Annotated in this window: 14 protein-coding genes and 2 tRNA genes; 7 read left to right on the top strand and 9 right to left on the bottom strand. The window is 60.3% G+C overall.

All coding sequences use genetic code 11. The annotated features are described in order from the left end of the window. The first annotated feature begins 11 nt into the window (after window positions 1-11). Window positions 12-87: transfer RNA gene (locus AB5Y83_RS15380), tRNA-Lys, on the top strand. A gap of 17 nt (window positions 88-104) precedes the next feature. Further along, window positions 105-180 (top strand) — tRNA-Val (locus AB5Y83_RS15385). Window positions 181-484: 304 nt separating this feature from the next. Here AB5Y83_RS15385 and AB5Y83_RS15390 read toward each other — a convergent pair. Further along, window positions 485-1,798, bottom strand: coding sequence for a sodium-dependent transporter (locus tag AB5Y83_RS15390; protein ID WP_201938699.1), 1,314 nt, complete (start codon window positions 1,796-1,798; stop codon window positions 485-487). Window positions 1,799-2,230: 432 nt separating this feature from the next. Here AB5Y83_RS15390 and AB5Y83_RS15395 point away from each other — a divergent pair, with 432 nt between their 5' ends. Then, on the top strand, window positions 2,231-2,950 hold the full coding sequence (locus AB5Y83_RS15395) for an ABC transporter substrate-binding protein (RefSeq protein ID WP_058059681.1): 720 nt from the start codon (window positions 2,231-2,233) through the stop codon (window positions 2,948-2,950). 3 nt (window positions 2,951-2,953) lie between these two features. On the opposite strand, the gene AB5Y83_RS15400 is transcribed toward AB5Y83_RS15395, so the two are convergent. After that, window positions 2,954-4,267: a sodium-dependent transporter gene (locus AB5Y83_RS15400; protein WP_124928530.1), complete on the bottom strand. Its 1,314-nt coding sequence runs from the start codon at window positions 4,265-4,267 to the stop codon at window positions 2,954-2,956. A gap of 211 nt (window positions 4,268-4,478) precedes the next feature. Then, entirely contained in the window at window positions 4,479-5,318 is an 840-nt protein-coding gene (locus tag AB5Y83_RS15405; RefSeq protein ID WP_368175460.1) for an isopenicillin N synthase family dioxygenase, read from the bottom strand. A 207-nt stretch (window positions 5,319-5,525) separates the two neighbouring features. Here AB5Y83_RS15405 and AB5Y83_RS15410 point away from each other — a divergent pair, with 207 nt between their 5' ends. After that, window positions 5,526-6,089 (top strand): DUF2799 domain-containing protein, encoded by a 564-nt coding sequence (locus AB5Y83_RS15410; RefSeq protein ID WP_042062007.1) that lies wholly within the window; start codon window positions 5,526-5,528, stop codon window positions 6,087-6,089. 51 nt (window positions 6,090-6,140) lie between these two features. Here the strand turns inward: AB5Y83_RS15410 and AB5Y83_RS15415 are convergent, their stop codons facing one another. Further along, entirely contained in the window at window positions 6,141-6,959 is an 819-nt protein-coding gene (locus AB5Y83_RS15415; RefSeq protein ID WP_368175461.1) for a Cof-type HAD-IIB family hydrolase, read from the bottom strand. 467 nt (window positions 6,960-7,426) lie between these two features. On the opposite strand from AB5Y83_RS15415, the gene AB5Y83_RS15420 reads away from it, so the two are divergent. Next, window positions 7,427-7,903, top strand: coding sequence for an Lrp/AsnC family transcriptional regulator (locus AB5Y83_RS15420; RefSeq protein ID WP_005304871.1), 477 nt, complete (start codon window positions 7,427-7,429; stop codon window positions 7,901-7,903). A 136-nt stretch (window positions 7,904-8,039) separates the two neighbouring features. Here the strand turns inward: AB5Y83_RS15420 and AB5Y83_RS15425 are convergent, their stop codons facing one another. Together AB5Y83_RS15425 and AB5Y83_RS15430 are read right to left on the bottom strand one after the other, a co-directional pair. Continuing rightward, window positions 8,040-8,357 carry a hypothetical protein gene (locus AB5Y83_RS15425; protein ID WP_201958292.1) on the bottom strand — a complete coding sequence of 106 codons (318 nt, stop codon included), beginning with the start codon at window positions 8,355-8,357 and terminating at the stop codon, window positions 8,040-8,042. 145 nt (window positions 8,358-8,502) lie between these two features. Continuing rightward, window positions 8,503-8,730 carry a hypothetical protein gene (locus AB5Y83_RS15430; RefSeq protein ID WP_040068243.1) on the bottom strand — a complete coding sequence of 76 codons (228 nt, stop codon included), beginning with the start codon at window positions 8,728-8,730 and terminating at the stop codon, window positions 8,503-8,505. 206 nt (window positions 8,731-8,936) lie between these two features. Between AB5Y83_RS15430 and AB5Y83_RS15435 the strand changes: the two genes are divergently transcribed. Continuing rightward, on the top strand, window positions 8,937-9,392 hold the full coding sequence (locus AB5Y83_RS15435; protein WP_058056594.1) for an NUDIX hydrolase: 456 nt from the start codon (window positions 8,937-8,939) through the stop codon (window positions 9,390-9,392). 73 nt (window positions 9,393-9,465) lie between these two features. After that, on the top strand, window positions 9,466-10,617 hold the full coding sequence (gene chrA, locus AB5Y83_RS15440; RefSeq protein WP_128815817.1) for a chromate efflux transporter: 1,152 nt from the start codon (window positions 9,466-9,468) through the stop codon (window positions 10,615-10,617). Window positions 10,618-10,692: 75 nt separating this feature from the next. Here the strand turns inward: chrA and msrB are convergent, their stop codons facing one another. The 3 genes from msrB to glgB all read right to left on the bottom strand — a co-directional run bounded on the left by msrB (window position 10,693) and on the right by glgB (window position 15,481). Next, window positions 10,693-11,079 (bottom strand): peptide-methionine (R)-S-oxide reductase MsrB, encoded by a 387-nt coding sequence (msrB, locus tag AB5Y83_RS15445; RefSeq protein ID WP_005354730.1) that lies wholly within the window; start codon window positions 11,077-11,079, stop codon window positions 10,693-10,695. 68 nt (window positions 11,080-11,147) lie between these two features. Next, the gene (glgX, locus tag AB5Y83_RS15450) at window positions 11,148-13,304 is read right to left on the bottom strand and encodes a glycogen debranching protein GlgX (RefSeq protein WP_368175462.1); all 2,157 of its coding nucleotides are present in this window, start codon (window positions 13,302-13,304) and stop codon (window positions 11,148-11,150) included. Continuing rightward, the gene (gene glgB / locus AB5Y83_RS15455) at window positions 13,304-15,481 is read right to left on the bottom strand and encodes a 1,4-alpha-glucan branching protein GlgB (RefSeq protein ID WP_058059677.1); all 2,178 of its coding nucleotides are present in this window, start codon (window positions 15,479-15,481) and stop codon (window positions 13,304-13,306) included. The genes glgX and glgB overlap by 1 nt, the downstream gene beginning before the upstream one ends. Between the last annotated feature and the right edge of the window lie 64 nt (window positions 15,482-15,545).

Raw genomic sequence — 15,545 nt, forward strand, 5'->3', positions numbered from 1 at the left:
ATGATTTAGATGGGTCGTTAGCTCAGTCGGTAGAGCAGTTGACTTTTAATCAATTGGTCGCTGGTTCGAATCCAGCACGACCCACCATCATTTCAAGAATCCCAGGTCGTTTAGCTCAGCTGGGAGAGCACCTCCCTTACAAGGAGGGGGTCACTGGTTCGATCCCAGTAACGACCACCATATTCGCAAGCGAAGCTGAGATATCAGCTGCGGTTGCAGAGAAAGTCCCCATTCAGATGGGGATTTTTTTTGCCTGAAATTCAGTACTCCAGCTTCTTCTGTTGTCGTTGTGGCGAGCAAAGCACCACCTCTTATTGTGCCAGTCTGCACTCTGTCATTTCGCACATCCTCTACTCTGCTCTGCCGAGATTGCCCGACTGCACTCCTGTCCATCGTGATGCTGCTCATATGAACGCCTGTAATAAAGCAAACGCCAGCAATAAAAAGGGCAGGCCAAGGCCTGCCCGCAAAGATGCACAAGGTGTTACATGATCCCGCGGATCAGGATCCCGCTGATCAGCAGCGGCGCCACCACGCGCCAGCACCAGAGCAGCGCCAGACGCAGGGCGGGTGACAGGCCTACAGGGAGAATGGCATCACCCAGGCGCCAGCCAAGCAGCAGGGTCAGTACCAGACCAAACAGCGGCATCATCAGGTTGGAGGTGAGATAGTCGAGCAGCTCGAAGATGGTCTTGCCAAACAGGGTCAGATCGCTCCATGGGCCGAACGACAGACTCACTGGAATGCCGGATGCCATGATAAGCAGGGTCAGTACCCGGCAGGCACCACGGCGCGACCAGCCCCACTCCTCGGTGGTGAAGCGCACCAGATGCTCAAGCATGGAGATAGAGGAGGAGAGGGCGGCGACCAGCAGCAACAGGAAGAAGACCACCCCCAGTCCTTGACCGAACGGCAGATGGCTGAACACGGCTGGCATGGTCATAAAGGTGAGTCCTGGGCCTGCGGTGGGGTCGATACCGGTGGAGGCCAGCGCCGGAAAGATCATCAAGCCCGCCAGCACCGAGATAAGGCTTGCCAGTGTGACGACCCAGACCCCGGATCGCAGCACCCCTTCGCTATTGGGCAGGTAGGCACCATAGGTAGTGTGTACACCCAGCCCGATGGAGAGGGAGAAGAAGGCCAGCCCCAGCGCGTCCAGCACGCTCTGGCCGGTCAGCATGGAGAAGTCCGGCAGCAGCAGCTGGCGCACACCCGCCATGGAGCCCGGCATGGAGAGACCGACCCCCACCAGCAGCAACATCATGATAAAGAGCGCGGGCATCATCCAGCGCAGTGCCCGCTCAACCCCTTTCTGAATCCCCCCCTGCACGAACCACCAGGTCAGGCCTGCGAAAATCAGATGGGTCAGCACCGGCCACCAGGGGTTGCTGACATAGCCGTTGAACAGGGCGGTGAGGGCGCTTCCTTCGTTCAGGTTGAGTTTGCCAGCCATCGCCAGCGCGGCGTAACCCACGGTCCAGCCACCGACCACGCTGTAGAAGCTGTAGATAAAGAAGCCGCAGGCGATCCCCATATACCCCATCCAGCGCCAGTTCGGCCCCACCAGTTTGCGAAAAGCGCCGAGCACCCCGCGCTGACTATGGCTGCCGAGCAGAGTTTCGCCGACCTGTACCGCTACCCCCAGGGTAAAGCTGAACAGCAGAAAAACCAGCAGGAAGGCGCCACCGCCATTGGTGGCGGTCACATAGGGAAACTTCCAGATGGCACCAAGGCCAATCGCTGTGCCTGCTGCGGCCAGCACATGACCGAGACGGGAAGACCACTGAACCTGGCTCATACAACCTCCGGGTAACACGACATCGAAGCAATACTCCTCTGTAGCAATAAACGACAGACCATAAAAAAGGCCGCCTGAGGCGACCTTTGCAATGAACATTCAGAAAAACTGTGCGTGCAAGGTCACCTCTCTTGCGAGCTAAAAAATCGACCAAACAGCACGAGGATGGCAGACATGAGGTGGCAACCTGACTAATGAATGAGGGAACAGCCTAAACCATGGAAAGAATAATTGACACATAAAATCAAAAAATTTTTATGTGTGCCGCTGTCACCACTCTGGCTATACGTACAACTCAATGGGGGAAAACCTCGCCGGGCCGTATCTTTTCTACCTTGTGGCTATTTACTGGGCGATAATCGACGTAGCTTCTTCTGGAACTAGTGACCGCTACATGGCGCTGACGGGAACAACGATGAGACAGGATGTCGTATGAGATGGATGGTGCTGCCCTGGTTACTGATCAGCCTGAGTGTGTCGGCGCAGCCCGGATTAACCCTGCTGAGTCACGACTTACCCCCCTTTACCGAATACCGCGACGGCAAGCTCGACGGATTTGCCATTCGCCTGATCGATGAGGTGCAGGAGGAGCTTGGCACCCGCTATCCGGTGCGGATTTACCCGCTCAAGCGGGCGCTGGCGCTGGCACGGGTCGAGCCCGGCTATGGACTGTTCGTGGTACAGCGGCTCCCGGAGCGGGAGTCCCATTTCAAATGGGTTGGCCCGCTCTTTATCAATCGGGTCTTTATCTATCAGGCGCCGGATAGTCGCCACCCGCTGACCTCGCTGGCACAGCTGCGGGATCTGCCCAGAGTGGGGGTCGTGCTGGGTAATGCCGATGACGTGCGGCTGACCCATGAGGGCTACACCAATCTGGTGCGCTACAAGACAGTCGGGGAGGCGATAGAGCGGCTGATGCTGGGCAAGATCGATGCCTTGCCGATGGCGGAGCTGGTGATGGAGGCCACCCTCGACAAGATGGGGTTATCCCGGCGCAGCATCGTCAGCAGTGGAGTGCTGCTCCATCAGGCCGGTCTCTATATCGTCTTCTCCAAGGGAACGGATGATGCCGAGATCACCCGCTGGCAGCATGCCCTGGAGGCCGTGAGAGCCGCACAGGGGCGGGCCGATGAGCCCACCCGCGAAGAGTAACCGTCACACCAGACCGCGAATCAAGATCCCGCCGATCAGCAAGGGGGCAATCCAGCGCCAGCAGTTCATCAGCAGGTGATGCCAGTGGCTGGCAATCCCCTGCGGCAGCGCCTTGCGTCCCAGCTTCCAGCCCAGCAGCAGCGTCAGCATCAGGCCGAACAGCGGCATCATCAGGTTGGAGGTGACAAAGTCCAGCAGCTCGAAGATGGTTTTGCCAAACAGAGTGGCGTGTTGCAGCGGGCCAAACGACAGGCTGACCGGAACACCGCTAACCATGACTAATCCAGTGATGGCGCTGCAGGCCGTGCGGCGTGACCAACCCCAGGTCTCGCACAGGAAGCACTGCAAATGCTCCAGCAGGGAGATGGCCGAGGAGAGCGCGGCAAAGACCAGCAGGGCGAAGAAGATCACCTCAAGCACCTGACCGAAGGGCAGCAGCTGAAACACCGCCGGCATGGTCATAAAGGTGAGACCGGGGCCGGAGGCCGGGTCGATACCGGTCGAGGCCAGCACCGGGAAGATCATCAGCCCCGCCAGCACTGCCACCATGCTGGCCAGCAGCACCACCCAGAGGCTTGAGCGACCAACCCCTTCGCTGGTCGGCAGATAGGCGCCGTAGGTGGTGTGGATGCCCAGACCGATGGAGAGGGAGAAGAAGGCCAGCCCCATGGCATCGAGCACGCCGGACATCCCCAGCTTGCTGAAGTCGGGCATCAGGAAGTGACGTACTCCCGCCATCGCATTGGGCAGGGTGAGGCCAAAGGCGACCAGCATCAGGATCATCAGGAACAGGGCGGGCATCATCCAGCGCAGGGTACGTTCCACTCCTTTCTGGATCCCGCCTTGTACCACCATCCAGGTGAGGGCGGCAAACAGCAGGTGAGTTAGGATTGGCCAGACGTCGCCGCTGACATAGTCATTGAAGCGGGCGGTGAGGGCCGCCGCATCGCCATGGTTGAGCTGGCCTGAGATGGCCATGCCGGTATAACCCAGGGTCCAGCCGCCCACCACGCTGTAGAAGCAGTAGATGAGCAGGGTAGAGATCACCCCCATTACCCCAACCCAGCGCCACTGTTTGCCGAGCAGATCGGAGAAGGCACCCACTACCCCGCGGCGGCTCATGCTGCCGAGCAGAGTCTCCCCCATCAGTACCGCCACCCCCAGCGTGAAGCTGAACAGCAGAAAGACCAGCAGGAAGGCGCCGCCGCCGTTGACGGCGGTGACGTAGGGGAATTTCCAGATTGCGCCGATACCGACTGCGGAACCCGCAGCGGCGAGGATGTAGCCGAGTCGGGATGACCATTGGGACTGCTTCATAAGAACTCCAATCGAGCGCCCCTTGTCGGGGGCAGAATGGCGCTCATGTTACGGAGGTCGCTGCGCAATCACTACGACGGTTATCAGGCATAAATGCGATTTATTGGCATGATTGACTAATTTAATTCTGTTTTTTGCCCAATCCTGCCACCAAATAAAAACCGGAGCGAGATTGCTCCGGTTTGGCCTCTGACAACTGCTCGTCTGCTGACTAGATCACTCCCAGCTCCCGCAGCCGCTCCATCAGGTAGCTGTGGGCGGTATGGCGCTCGGAGAGCACCACATCCGGGCGCGGATGGAGGAACAGCGGCAGGGAAATGCGCGATTTGCTGGCACTGCCCCCGGTCGGGTTGATGACGCGGTGGGTGGTGGAGGGGTAGTAGCCGCGAGAGGCCTCCTGCAGCATGTCGCCGATATTGATGATGAGGGTGCCAAAGTCGCACGGCACATCCATCCACTTGCCATCGGAACCCTTCACCTGCAGCCCCGGCTCGTTGGCCGCAGGTAGAATGGTGAGCAGGTTGATATCTTCGTGGGCGGCGGCGCGGATGGCTCCCGGCTCCTCTGTGCCATCGAACGGCGGGTAGTGCAGCACCCGCAGCAGGGTCTTCTGGCTCTCGTCGATCATCGAGGAGAGGGGGCAGCTGTAGTGAGCGGCGATATCGGCCGGGGTGTACTGCTCGACCCAGCCCAGCAACTCGGCGGCCAGACCGTTGGCGAGGCGGTAGTACTCCATCGCCTGCTCTTTCAGCTCGTCCGGCATCTGGCCCCAGGGGTAGAGGTGGAAGTACTCCTTGATGTCTTTCTGGCTATGGCCCTTGGCCACCTCCGACACCGACGGCGGGAAGTAGCCATCCTGAGTCTCGCGGTTGAACAGGAAATCCTGCTTCTGCTCGCTCATGAAGAAGCGGTACCAGTTGTCATAGATGGACTGCACCAGCTCTTTCGGGATGGGGTGGTTGGTCAGCACGCCAAAGCCGGTGGTTCGCAGGGATTCGGTGAAGCGTTGGGCCGCATCGGGTGAGCGGTAATCGACGGTCAGGACTTTCATTGTTTTTGTTGCGCGCCAGTTAAAAGATGGCGCAGTTTACCTTGCGCCTGATAACAAGGAAAGCGGGTTGGCCGCCCCGCCTGGCACAGCCTCAAATAGTGACAAACACATCAAAAAAACAGCCTCAATCCGCGCGGACGCACATCCCTTGTTATGGCCTTTTATCCTCTCTAGAATGCCGGTCACTGTCTTTTCCGGAGTCTGTTCATGTCCCCCAAAATCCTGTTGCTGACCCTGCCGGTATTGCTGGCGGGATGCAGCTCCCTGTCAGAAGACGAGTGCCGTACCATGAGCTGGTACAACCTGGGTTATCAGGATGGTTCGGAGGGTAAAACCCGTCAGGCGACCCGCGACTACGTTTCGTCTTGCAGCGAGTATGGTCTCAGAGTGGATGAGGCCGAGTGGAAACGGGGCTACGACAAGGGGCTGGAGCTTTACTGCATTCCCGAGCTGGCCTACAGCAAGGGCAAGGAGGGGCAGGAGTACCGCGGGGTGTGCCCCAACGATGCCAGCTTCCTCAAGCAGTATCAGCGCGGCTATGAAGAGTACAAACTGGCCGCCCGCTTGCGGGAGATCAGCGACGAGCTGGAGCGTACCGAGCGGGATATCGATGCGCTGGAGCGCAGCATCCGCAACGAAACCAACACGGAACAGCGCGACTATTATCGGTCCAAGCGCAACCGCGCCATTCGTCACTACGAATCCCTGCGCTACGAATACAACCGTCTGCGTTACCCGGATCGGGTGATCCAGTTCTCCTTCGGCGGTTAATCCCTCTCGTCATGGCCAGCCAGCGTGCTGGCCATGTTGCATCTTGTCAGATCAGGGCAGTACCCAGCGCTGCAACGCCAGTGCGATGCCATCTTCGTTGTGGTCGGCGGTGACCTGGTCGGCATGACTCTGGATCTGCGGGGCCGCATTGCCCATGGCGACCGCCAGCCCCACCTGTTCGAACATGCTGATGTCGTTGTTGTTGTCACCAAACGCCACCACCTGCTCCATCGCAATCCCTTCACTGGCCGCCCACTGGGCCAGCCGGTTTCCCTTGCTGCAACCCGGCTGCACCAGCTCCACCGCATAGGGGGCCGCCCAGTCACGGGTAAAGGGCATCTGCTCGACCACCTCGCCCATAAAGGCGTGCAGGCGCGCCGGATCCTGATTGAACAGCTCCAGTTTCCAGACCGGGTTGTCGAGCCAGCCTGCCAGCTCCTCGACCGGGTGGATCGTAATCTTTAGGTGTGCGGGCTGATTGGCCGACCAGCTGCGGATGCGGGTGACATGCTCCTCGCAGCCGATGTAGCCGATCCCCTCGCTCAGGTGAAACAGGGCCCCCATCTGCTGCGCCTTGACCGCGTCCAGCAGCTCGGCGAGCGGGGCAACCGCCAGCGGGTCGCCGCTGAGGATCCGGTCCTGCACCGGATCATAGAGATAGGCGCCGTTGCTGCAGATGAGAGGGGTATCGAGCGCCAGCTCGTGGTGGAAGGGGCGCGCCGTCATGTAGTGGCGTCCCGTGACTAGCAGCACCTTGATGCCCTGGGCGCGGGCCTGCGCCAGTGCCGCCCGGGTGGCCGACGAGATCCTGTGATCCCGGGTCAGCAGGGTGCCATCCATATCGAGCGCGATGGCCTTGTACTCACTCATAGCTCCTCCGGAGATGCGAACGGTGGGTGGTGGCTGCAGCCATCCATATCACTCCACCGTCATGGGATGAGCAATAAACTCCCAAAACCATCAATGCCATGCAAGGGTTCCGTGCCGTCGAGCGGCAAGGTTGTGATCGGGAGCGGGGTTATGGGATAACCAGCTAGCACTAAAAACAACAAAGCAGGCGCCGGGATGCCTGCTTTGTTGCCTTCGGGGAGGGGGTTCTCTCGTTCCAGCCCGTCATTTCCCGATAAGGTAAGACGGCTGATGGGGCTCTTGACCCGGTAAGGTCCTTCACCGCAGAGACCCGGTCAGGTATCTGCTTTGCCACCGGAAGATGTAACCATAGTATCCCTCCCGTGCCGGTGAGTGGTTGCAAAGTAACCACTTATTTCGGTTGTTTTTGCAATAGTTCACCCTTAATCTAGAAAAAGTAGATTAGTCATTGCAACGAGGAAGGGTAAATGCTGAAACTTGATCGCATAGACAGACATATTCTCGAGCTGATGCAGGAGAATGGCCGCATCAGCAATCTGGAACTGGCCGAGTTGGTAGGGCTCTCGCCGTCCCCCTGCTCCCGCCGGGTCAAGGCGCTGGAGGATGCCGGTCTCATCGACACCCACGTTACTCTGCTCAACGCCCGCCAGCTTGGCCTCACCCTCACCGCCTACATTCACATTTCCATGGACAGACACACGCCCGAGCGGTTCGAAAACTTCGATCGTGCCATCAGCGAACTGCCCGAAGTGCTGGAGTGTGATCTCATCACCGGCAATGATGCCGACTACCAGCTCAAGGTGGTGGTGCGCGACATGGAGCACTATCAGCACTTCCTGCTGGACAAGCTGACCCATATTCCGGGGGTAACCGGGGTGCGCTCCAGCTTCGTGTTGCGCCGCATCAAGCACAAGACGGCGCTGCCGCTCAACCATCTGGGGTGAGCCCGCGCAAGCCGCTTATATAAACAGAAAGAGGAGGCCAGTGGCCTCCTCTTTTGCTATTCGCTCTTGGTTATTCGGTAGTGGTTATCGGGTCTGGATTAGCTGTCGCGGTGACGGGGAATGGCGACTGCCGTGGTCAGACGCTGACCTGGCTGATGTCTTCCACCTGCAGCAGCCAGCCGCTCTGCTCCTGCTGCGGTTCACCGCTGACTCGCAGCCGCTCGCCGGTCGGCACCCACTGCCCCTCGGGCAGGGAGACCAGCAGGCTCTCGCTGCCGTTATCGAACACCCAGCGATCTTCGCCAAGCGATTCAATCAGATAACCTTCCATCTCCACTCTGGACTCGGCTTGCCAGGATGGCGCAACGGAATCACGGCTCTCGATGAAATCCCCCTGAACACCAAAACTGGCTAGCCCCCACAGAATGGAGAGCCCAACGATGGATGTTTGCATCTTGTCTCTCCTCTTTTGGAACTGTAGGGCCAGTATGGGAACAGAAAACTGAGCGCACCATGAACAAGGTGGCAAAGTGCTGGCGAGATCGCGAAAAAATCCGGCCAATTGGCCGGCAACGTCATTTTATGGTGCCTGGATCACACTATTTGGCGGCTTCTTCTGCCATCCGTTCAGCTCTTGGCTTATTCGTCCACATGGCTACCCCGCGATGATCCCCACAGATCCCCTCTGCGACCACGGCGCGAACCCGGGTGCCATCTTTGCAAATGGCCTGCCAGGCGTCGGCATCATCGATGGCGAGCGAGTTGGGGGACGGCGTGGTTTGGCAAGCCGTGAGCAGCAGGGCGCACAGGGGGAGCAATTTTTTCATGGCGGACTCCTCGGGGTGATGGGGGACTGAGAGGATGGGGATGACCTCTCCATCCGGGCTTCACTCCCCAGCATCAGTGATAACCGGTTAAGGGGCAAGGGGAGGGGCCACCGACAGGCGCAGGTGCCGTGCAGCTGGGGCTTGCCCTGTGCCCTCCTTGGGCCTAAGGTGGGGCCGTTTTACTGCCTGATTGAAGGAGCGTTTTCATGTCCACTCTCTATCCCCGCGTCGGGGTCGGCGTCATTCTGACCAACGCCCAAGGCCAGGTGCTGCTTGGCAAGCGCAAAGGGAGCCATGCCCCCTACTGGTCGATCCCGGGTGGTCATCTGGAGTTGGGGGAGAGCTTCGAGTCGGCGGCGATCCGCGAGGTTGCCGAGGAGACCGGACTTGAGATCCAGGGGCCCGAGGTGGTGGCGGTGACCAACAATCTGGAGACCTGGCGCGAGAGCGGGTTGCACTATATCTCGGTGACACTGTACGCCCGGGCCGATGGCGAACCGCAACTGCTGGAGCCGGAGAAGTGCGAAGGCTGGGTCTGGTGCGATCCGCGCGAGTTGCCCGAGCCCCATTTCGACGCCAGCCGCCAATCCATCGCTTGCTGGCTGGCGGGACGCTGCTATCTGCCGGGTGATGTGCCCATGGTGTCGGCCGAATCAGCCTGATTGTCATAAAACGATCATCGCGCTGTCATAATATCTCCTCTCTATCGGGAGAAGAGGGATGAGGGGGAAGATCGTGGGGCAGGTATTTATTCAGTTTTTATGGCTGGGATGCATCAGCTTTGGTGGTCCGGCCGCTCATATCGGCTATTTCCAGCGTACCTTCGTCCAGCGGCTCGGCTGGCTGACACAGGCCGAATTTGCCCGCTTGCTGGCGCTGTGCCAACTGCTGCCGGGGCCCGCCTCCAGCCAGCTTGGTTTCGCCATCGGTCGTCATCGCGCCGGTCTGGGCGGGGCGCTATCTGCTTTTGTTGGCTTCACGCTGCCCTCATTTCTTCTGCTACTGGCGGCTGCGATCGGTATCGGTCAGCTGGGCAGCAATCTGTGGCTCGATGCTGCCTTGCATGGCCTTAAACTGCTGGCGCTTATCGTGGTGGCCGATGCGGTGCTCACCATGAGTCGTCAGTTCTGTGCCACGGGAATGACCCAAGGGATTATGGTGGTGACCGCTGCAGCACTCTGGTGGCAGCCCGGTCTGATGACTCAACTGTTGATGCTGGCTGGAGCGGCGCTGATCTGCGCCCGCAGCCAACGCGGGGCGGGTAGTGTGCCAGCCTCCGCCGAGCTGCCTTCTGCCGCCAGCAGTCAGCCTCATTGGCTGACCCTGCTGCTGTTTGGCATCCTTTTTATCGGCCTGCCGCTGCTCGGTAGTCCACTTGGTCAACTGGTTGCTGACTTCTATCGCGCCGGTAGTCTGGTGTTTGGTGGTGGCCATGTGGTGCTGCCGCTGCTGCAAGAGAGCGTGGGCCACACTCTCAACGAGCAGCAGTTTCTGACCGGTTACAGCCTGGCCCAGTTGGTGCCGGGCCCCATGTTTACCCTTGCCACCTATCTTGGCGCCCAGCTGCAGCCCGAGATGCCGATGATCGGGGCCCTGTTGGCGACCCTGGCGCTCTTTGCGCCCGGCTTTCTGCTGCTCTGGGCGGTGGGCCCCTGCTGGCAACAGTGGCTGGCCCGGCCCCGTCTGGCGGGGGCCGTCACTGGTATCAACGCCGCCGTAGTGGGCTTGTTGCTGGCGGCCCTCTATCAGCCGGTGTGGCAGAACGCGGTGCTGGCGCCGACCGATCTGGCGCTGGCGGCCATAGGCTTTTATCTGCTGCGGGTGGTGAAGTTGCCGGTGCCGGCCATCGCTGCACTGCTGGTGATGGCCGCCATCCTGCTGGCGTGAATGCGTTGAAATCCCGATAAAAAAAACGGCGCCTCCATAACGGAGGCGCCGTTTTTATTGCAATGGGTAAGCCGCTTAAGCGTCGGGATCGAAATCCAGACTCAGGCTGTTGACGCAGTAGCGCTGGCCAGTCTCGGTCGGTCCATCGGGGAAGACGTGACCAAGGTGAGAGCCGCACTGGCGGCAGGTGATCTCCACCCGCTTCATGCCGTGGCTGTTGTCCTCGGTGTACTCCACCGTCCCCTCGATGGCCTTGTCGAACGAGGGCCAGCCGCAGCCGGAATCAAACTTGGCTCCTGAGTGAAACAGCACGCTCTTGCAGCAGACACAGAGGTAGTCGCCGCTCTTGCGATTGTGGAGCAGGGCGCCGCTGTAGGGGCGCTCTGTGCCCTTCTCCCAGCAGACGTGAAACTGCTCGGGGGTCAGTTTGCTGCGCCACTGTTCCGGATTGTTACTGCTCATACCGACTCCTTGCCATCCATACCGGAGCCCAGCATAACGGCTCCGTAAAGCTGACTCCAGCATGCCTCTTATGCTTTGCCTGTATCTGTGATCGAGGTGGCAACCATCTCCTCACCGGATGCAGGGAGAATTTCCTGCTGCGGTGGTTGGGCATCCTCCGCCGTGCTGGCCAACGCTACCCGTTCCAGCAGTTTGAGGGAGTGGGCCCGGCCGACCGCCACCTGCCGTTTGATGTCATCCGGCAGGAAGGGGAGGCCATCGTTGGTGGCGGTGTCGATGGTCTGGATCCACTCCAGCCCTTCCCCCGGCGGCGGCAGGCGGAACTGGATATCGTAGTCGCTGGCGTTGAACAGCACGTACCAGCGCTCGCCGACACAGTTGATCATGCCGATATCCATGGCGAACGCCTGCCCCATGGGGGCGTGCCAATCCTGATCGGTGAGCTGGTGGCCGTCCGGGTGATACCAGTTGACCTGATGGCAGCTGGACGGTGCGCCATTCCAGCTGTCGTCGCTCAGTTGCAGGTTGGAGAAGACACACGACTCCGCCCGCAGCGCCATCATCTGCTGGGTGAAGGCGAACAGCCGTTCATCCTCCGGTCGCCACTGCCAGTTGACCCAGCTGATCTGGTTGTCCTGACAGTAGGCGTTGTTGTTGCCAAGCTGGCTGCGGCCCATCTCGTCCCCGGCGAGGAAGTGGGGAGTGCCTTGGGAGAGCAGCAGGGTGGCAATCAGATTGCGTTTCTGCTGCTGGCGCAGGCTGTTGACCCGCGGATCCAGGGTTGGTCCCTCTACCCCGTGGTTATAGGAGAGGTTGTTGCCGTGGCCATCGCGATTGTCCTCACCATTGGCCTGATTGTGGCGCTGGTTGTAGGAGACCAGATCCTCCAGAGTGAAACCGTCGTGATAGCAGAGGTAGTTGACGCTGGTGTGGGGCGCTCGCCAGTTCTTCGGGAAGATATCCCGCGACCCCACCAAGCGGGTGGCAAAGTCCCCCATCTTGCCCGCATCACCGCGCCAGAAGGCGCGCACCGTGTCGCGATAGCGGTCATTGATCTCCTGCCACTGGCTCGGGAACTGACCCAGCCGGTAGCCGAAGGGGCCGATATCCCAGGGTTCGGCGATGAGCTTGACCTGTGACAGCACTGGGTCGGCCATCACGGCTTTGAAGAAGGCGCCCATGGGCTCGAACTCCCCCGCTTCCCGCGCCAGCGTCACCGCCAGATCGAAACGGAAGCCATCCACCTGCATCTCGGTGACCCAGTAGCGCAAAGCATCGAGCACCAGTCGCAGGGTGTTGGGATGATCCAGATTGACGCTGTTGCCGCAGCCAGTCACGTTGGCGTGACGGGTGTAGTCCGGGCCGTGGGGGCCTGCTTCGAAGGCGTAGTAACCGGCGTTGTCAAAGCCCTTGAACGAGAGGGTAGGGCCGTCGAAGCCCGAGGCGGCAGTGTGGTTGTAGACCACATCCAGGATCACCTCGAGTCCGGCCCGGTGCAGCTCGCGTACCATGGTCTTGAACTCGGTCACCGCCTCGTCCGCCCTGGTGCTGTAGCGCGGCTCGGGGGCGAAGAAGGCGATGGGGTTGTAGCCCCAGTAGTTGGTCAGTCCCAGCTGCTCCAGTCGCGGTTCCGACATGAAGGCGGCCACCGGCATCAGCTGCACCGAGGTGATGCCGAGACTCTTCATATGCTCGATAACCAGCGGGTGACAGATGCCAAGGTAGGTGCCCTGCAGCGCTTTGGGGATCCCCGGGTGCTGCTTGGTAAAGCCCTTGACGTGGGTCTCGTAGATAATGGTGCGGGCCGGGCTGATCCCGGGTTTGCCAACCCCTTGCCAGTCAAAACTGTCATCCACTACCACCGACTTGGCAATCATCCCGGCGCTGTCACCCTGATAGAGGGCTTCATCCCAGTAGGTGGGACGACTGAGCGCCTTGGCGTAGGGGTCGATCAGCAGTTTTTGCGGATCGAACAGCATCCCCTCCTGCGGGGTGCCATAGACCCGATAGCCGTAGCGCTGACCGGCCTTTACGCCGCGCACGTAGCCAAAGCGATACTGGCCACGGCGGCCGGGCAACTCCAGCCGCATCAGCTCCTGCTCCTGCTCGTCGTACAGGCAGATCTCCACCTTATCCGACTGGGGGGCCCAGACGCAGAAGTGGCAACCGTTCTCGTCAAGGCGGGCCCCCAGCGGGTGGCCCACCCCTTTTTCCATTACAAGCATCAAGACTCCTGTTTGATAAACAAGGTCGCCAGCGGCGGCAGATCCAGCACTATGCTGTGTGCCATCCCCTGCCAGGGGGTCGGTTCGGCAGCGAACACCAGACCTACATCATAGTTACTACCCCAGTAATACTCGCTGTCGGTGTTGAGCACCACCCGATAGTGGCCCGCCGCAGGGACGCCGATCCGATATTCGAGACGGGGCACCGGGGTGAAGTTGCAAGCCACCACAATAGTTTGCTTGCCCTCTTTGTCCGCCCGCAGCCAGGCAAAGATGCTGTTGTCGGCATCGTTGTGATCCAGCCAGCGGAAGCCGGTCTGCTCATAATCGGCCTGATACAAGGCAGGCTCATGACGGTAGAGGTGGTTGAGATCGTGGATCAGCCGCTGCTGACCGGCATGCTTGGGATATTGCAGCAGATGCCACGGCAGTTGGGCGTCGTGGTTCCACTCGTTGCTCTGGGCGATTTCGGTGCCCATGAAATTGAGCTTCTTGCCCGGGTGGGCGTACATGAAGCCCATGTAGGCCCGCAGGTTGGCGGCTTGCTGCCACTCGTCGCCCGGCATCTTGTAGAGCATGGAGTGCTTGCCGTGCACCACCTCGTCGTGGGAGAGCGACAGGATGAAGTTCTCGTCATAGTGGTAAACCATGGAGAAGGTCATGTCGTTGTGGTGGTAGCGGCGATGGATCGGTTCTTTCTGCATATAGGTGAGAGTGTCGTGCATCCAGCCCATATTCCACTTGAAGCCAAATCCGAGGCCGCCGAGGAAGGTGGGGCGGGAGACACCGGCAAAGGCGGTGGACTCTTCGGCTATGGTCATGGCGTGGGGATACTTGCCGTAGACCTCCTCGTTGGTCCACTTGAGCAGGCTGATCGCCTCGTAGTTGTGGTTGCCGCCATCGACGTTCGGTACCCATTCACCGGCGTTGCGGGAGTAATCCAGATAGAGCATGGAGGCGACCGCATCCACCCGCAGGCCGTCGATGTGGAACTTGTCGAGCCAGAACAGGGCGCTCGCCACCAGGAACTGGCGCACTGTGTCGCGGCCGAAGTCGTAGATGTAGGAGTTCCAGTCCGGGTGCCAGCCACGGCGCGGATCTTCATATTCGTAGAGCGGGGTGCCGTCGAAACGGGCCAGTCCGTGGGCATCGGACGGGAAGTGGGCGGGCACCCAGTCCAGAATGATGCCGATCCCGGCCTGGTGGCACTGATCGACGAAGTATTTGAAATCATCAGCGGTGCCGTAGCGGCTGGTGGGGGAGAACATGCCCACCGGCTGGTAGCCCCAGGAGCCGCTGAAGGGGTGCTCGGAGACAGGCAGCAGCTCGATGTGGGTGTACTCCATCTCCTTGACGTAGGCGACCAGCTCCACTGCCAGTTCACGCCAGCTCAGGCTGTCGCCGTTGGGGTGGCGTTTCCAGGAGCCGACGTGCAGCTCATAGATGGAGAGCGGCTGCTCGCGTTTGTCGTTGTGCTGGCTGGCAATCCACTCGGCATCCTGCCACTGGTACTGGGCGTGGTCATAGACCACGGAGGCGAACGACGGATACTGCTCGCAGTAAAAGCCGACCGGATCGCTCTTGTGGGGCAGCCGGTTGCCCATGGGGTCTTTGAGCTCAAACTTGTAGCGATCCCCGGCCTTGAGGCCCGGCACAAACAGCACCCAGTGACCGCAGAGGCTGCGCTGCATCGGATGGCGGCGGCCATCCCAGAAGTTGAAATCGCCGATGAGGCTCACGGCGGTGGCGCTCGGCGCATAGACCGCAAAACGTACCCCTTCCACCTGCTGGCCAAGATGCTCCACGGTGCGCAGCTGGGCGCCAAGGGTGTGGTAGAGGTTTTCCGGCTGGGCGGTCAGTTCGGCCAGGCCTGCCCAGGCGGCATCCTGAAACTGATAGGGGTCGATGACCTCGGTGGTGGCATCTTGGTAGCTGGCGATCAGCTGATAGGGGAAGGAGTTTTTGCGGCGGGTGAAAACAGTTTCAAAAAGACCCGATTCATCGGTGGGCGCCAGGGTGGCAACGACTTTGCCCGACTTGAGATCCTTGACGCGGACTTCGAGGGCATCAGGCAACCAGGCGGTCAGTTTGAGGCCGGGCCCATCCGGATTGGCCTGCAGGCCTAAGTGAGAGAAGGGATCGGAACAGCGGGCAGCAACCAAACGTTCAACGAGCATCGAGATTTCCTTTCATGACAGAGCATCCACTCCGGCCGAAGCCGGAGTGGATTTAGGTGAGAGC

The organism is Aeromonas sp. R5-4 (assembly GCF_040908215.1).
GTDB classification, from domain to species: Bacteria; Pseudomonadota; Gammaproteobacteria; order Enterobacterales; family Aeromonadaceae; genus Aeromonas; species Aeromonas veronii.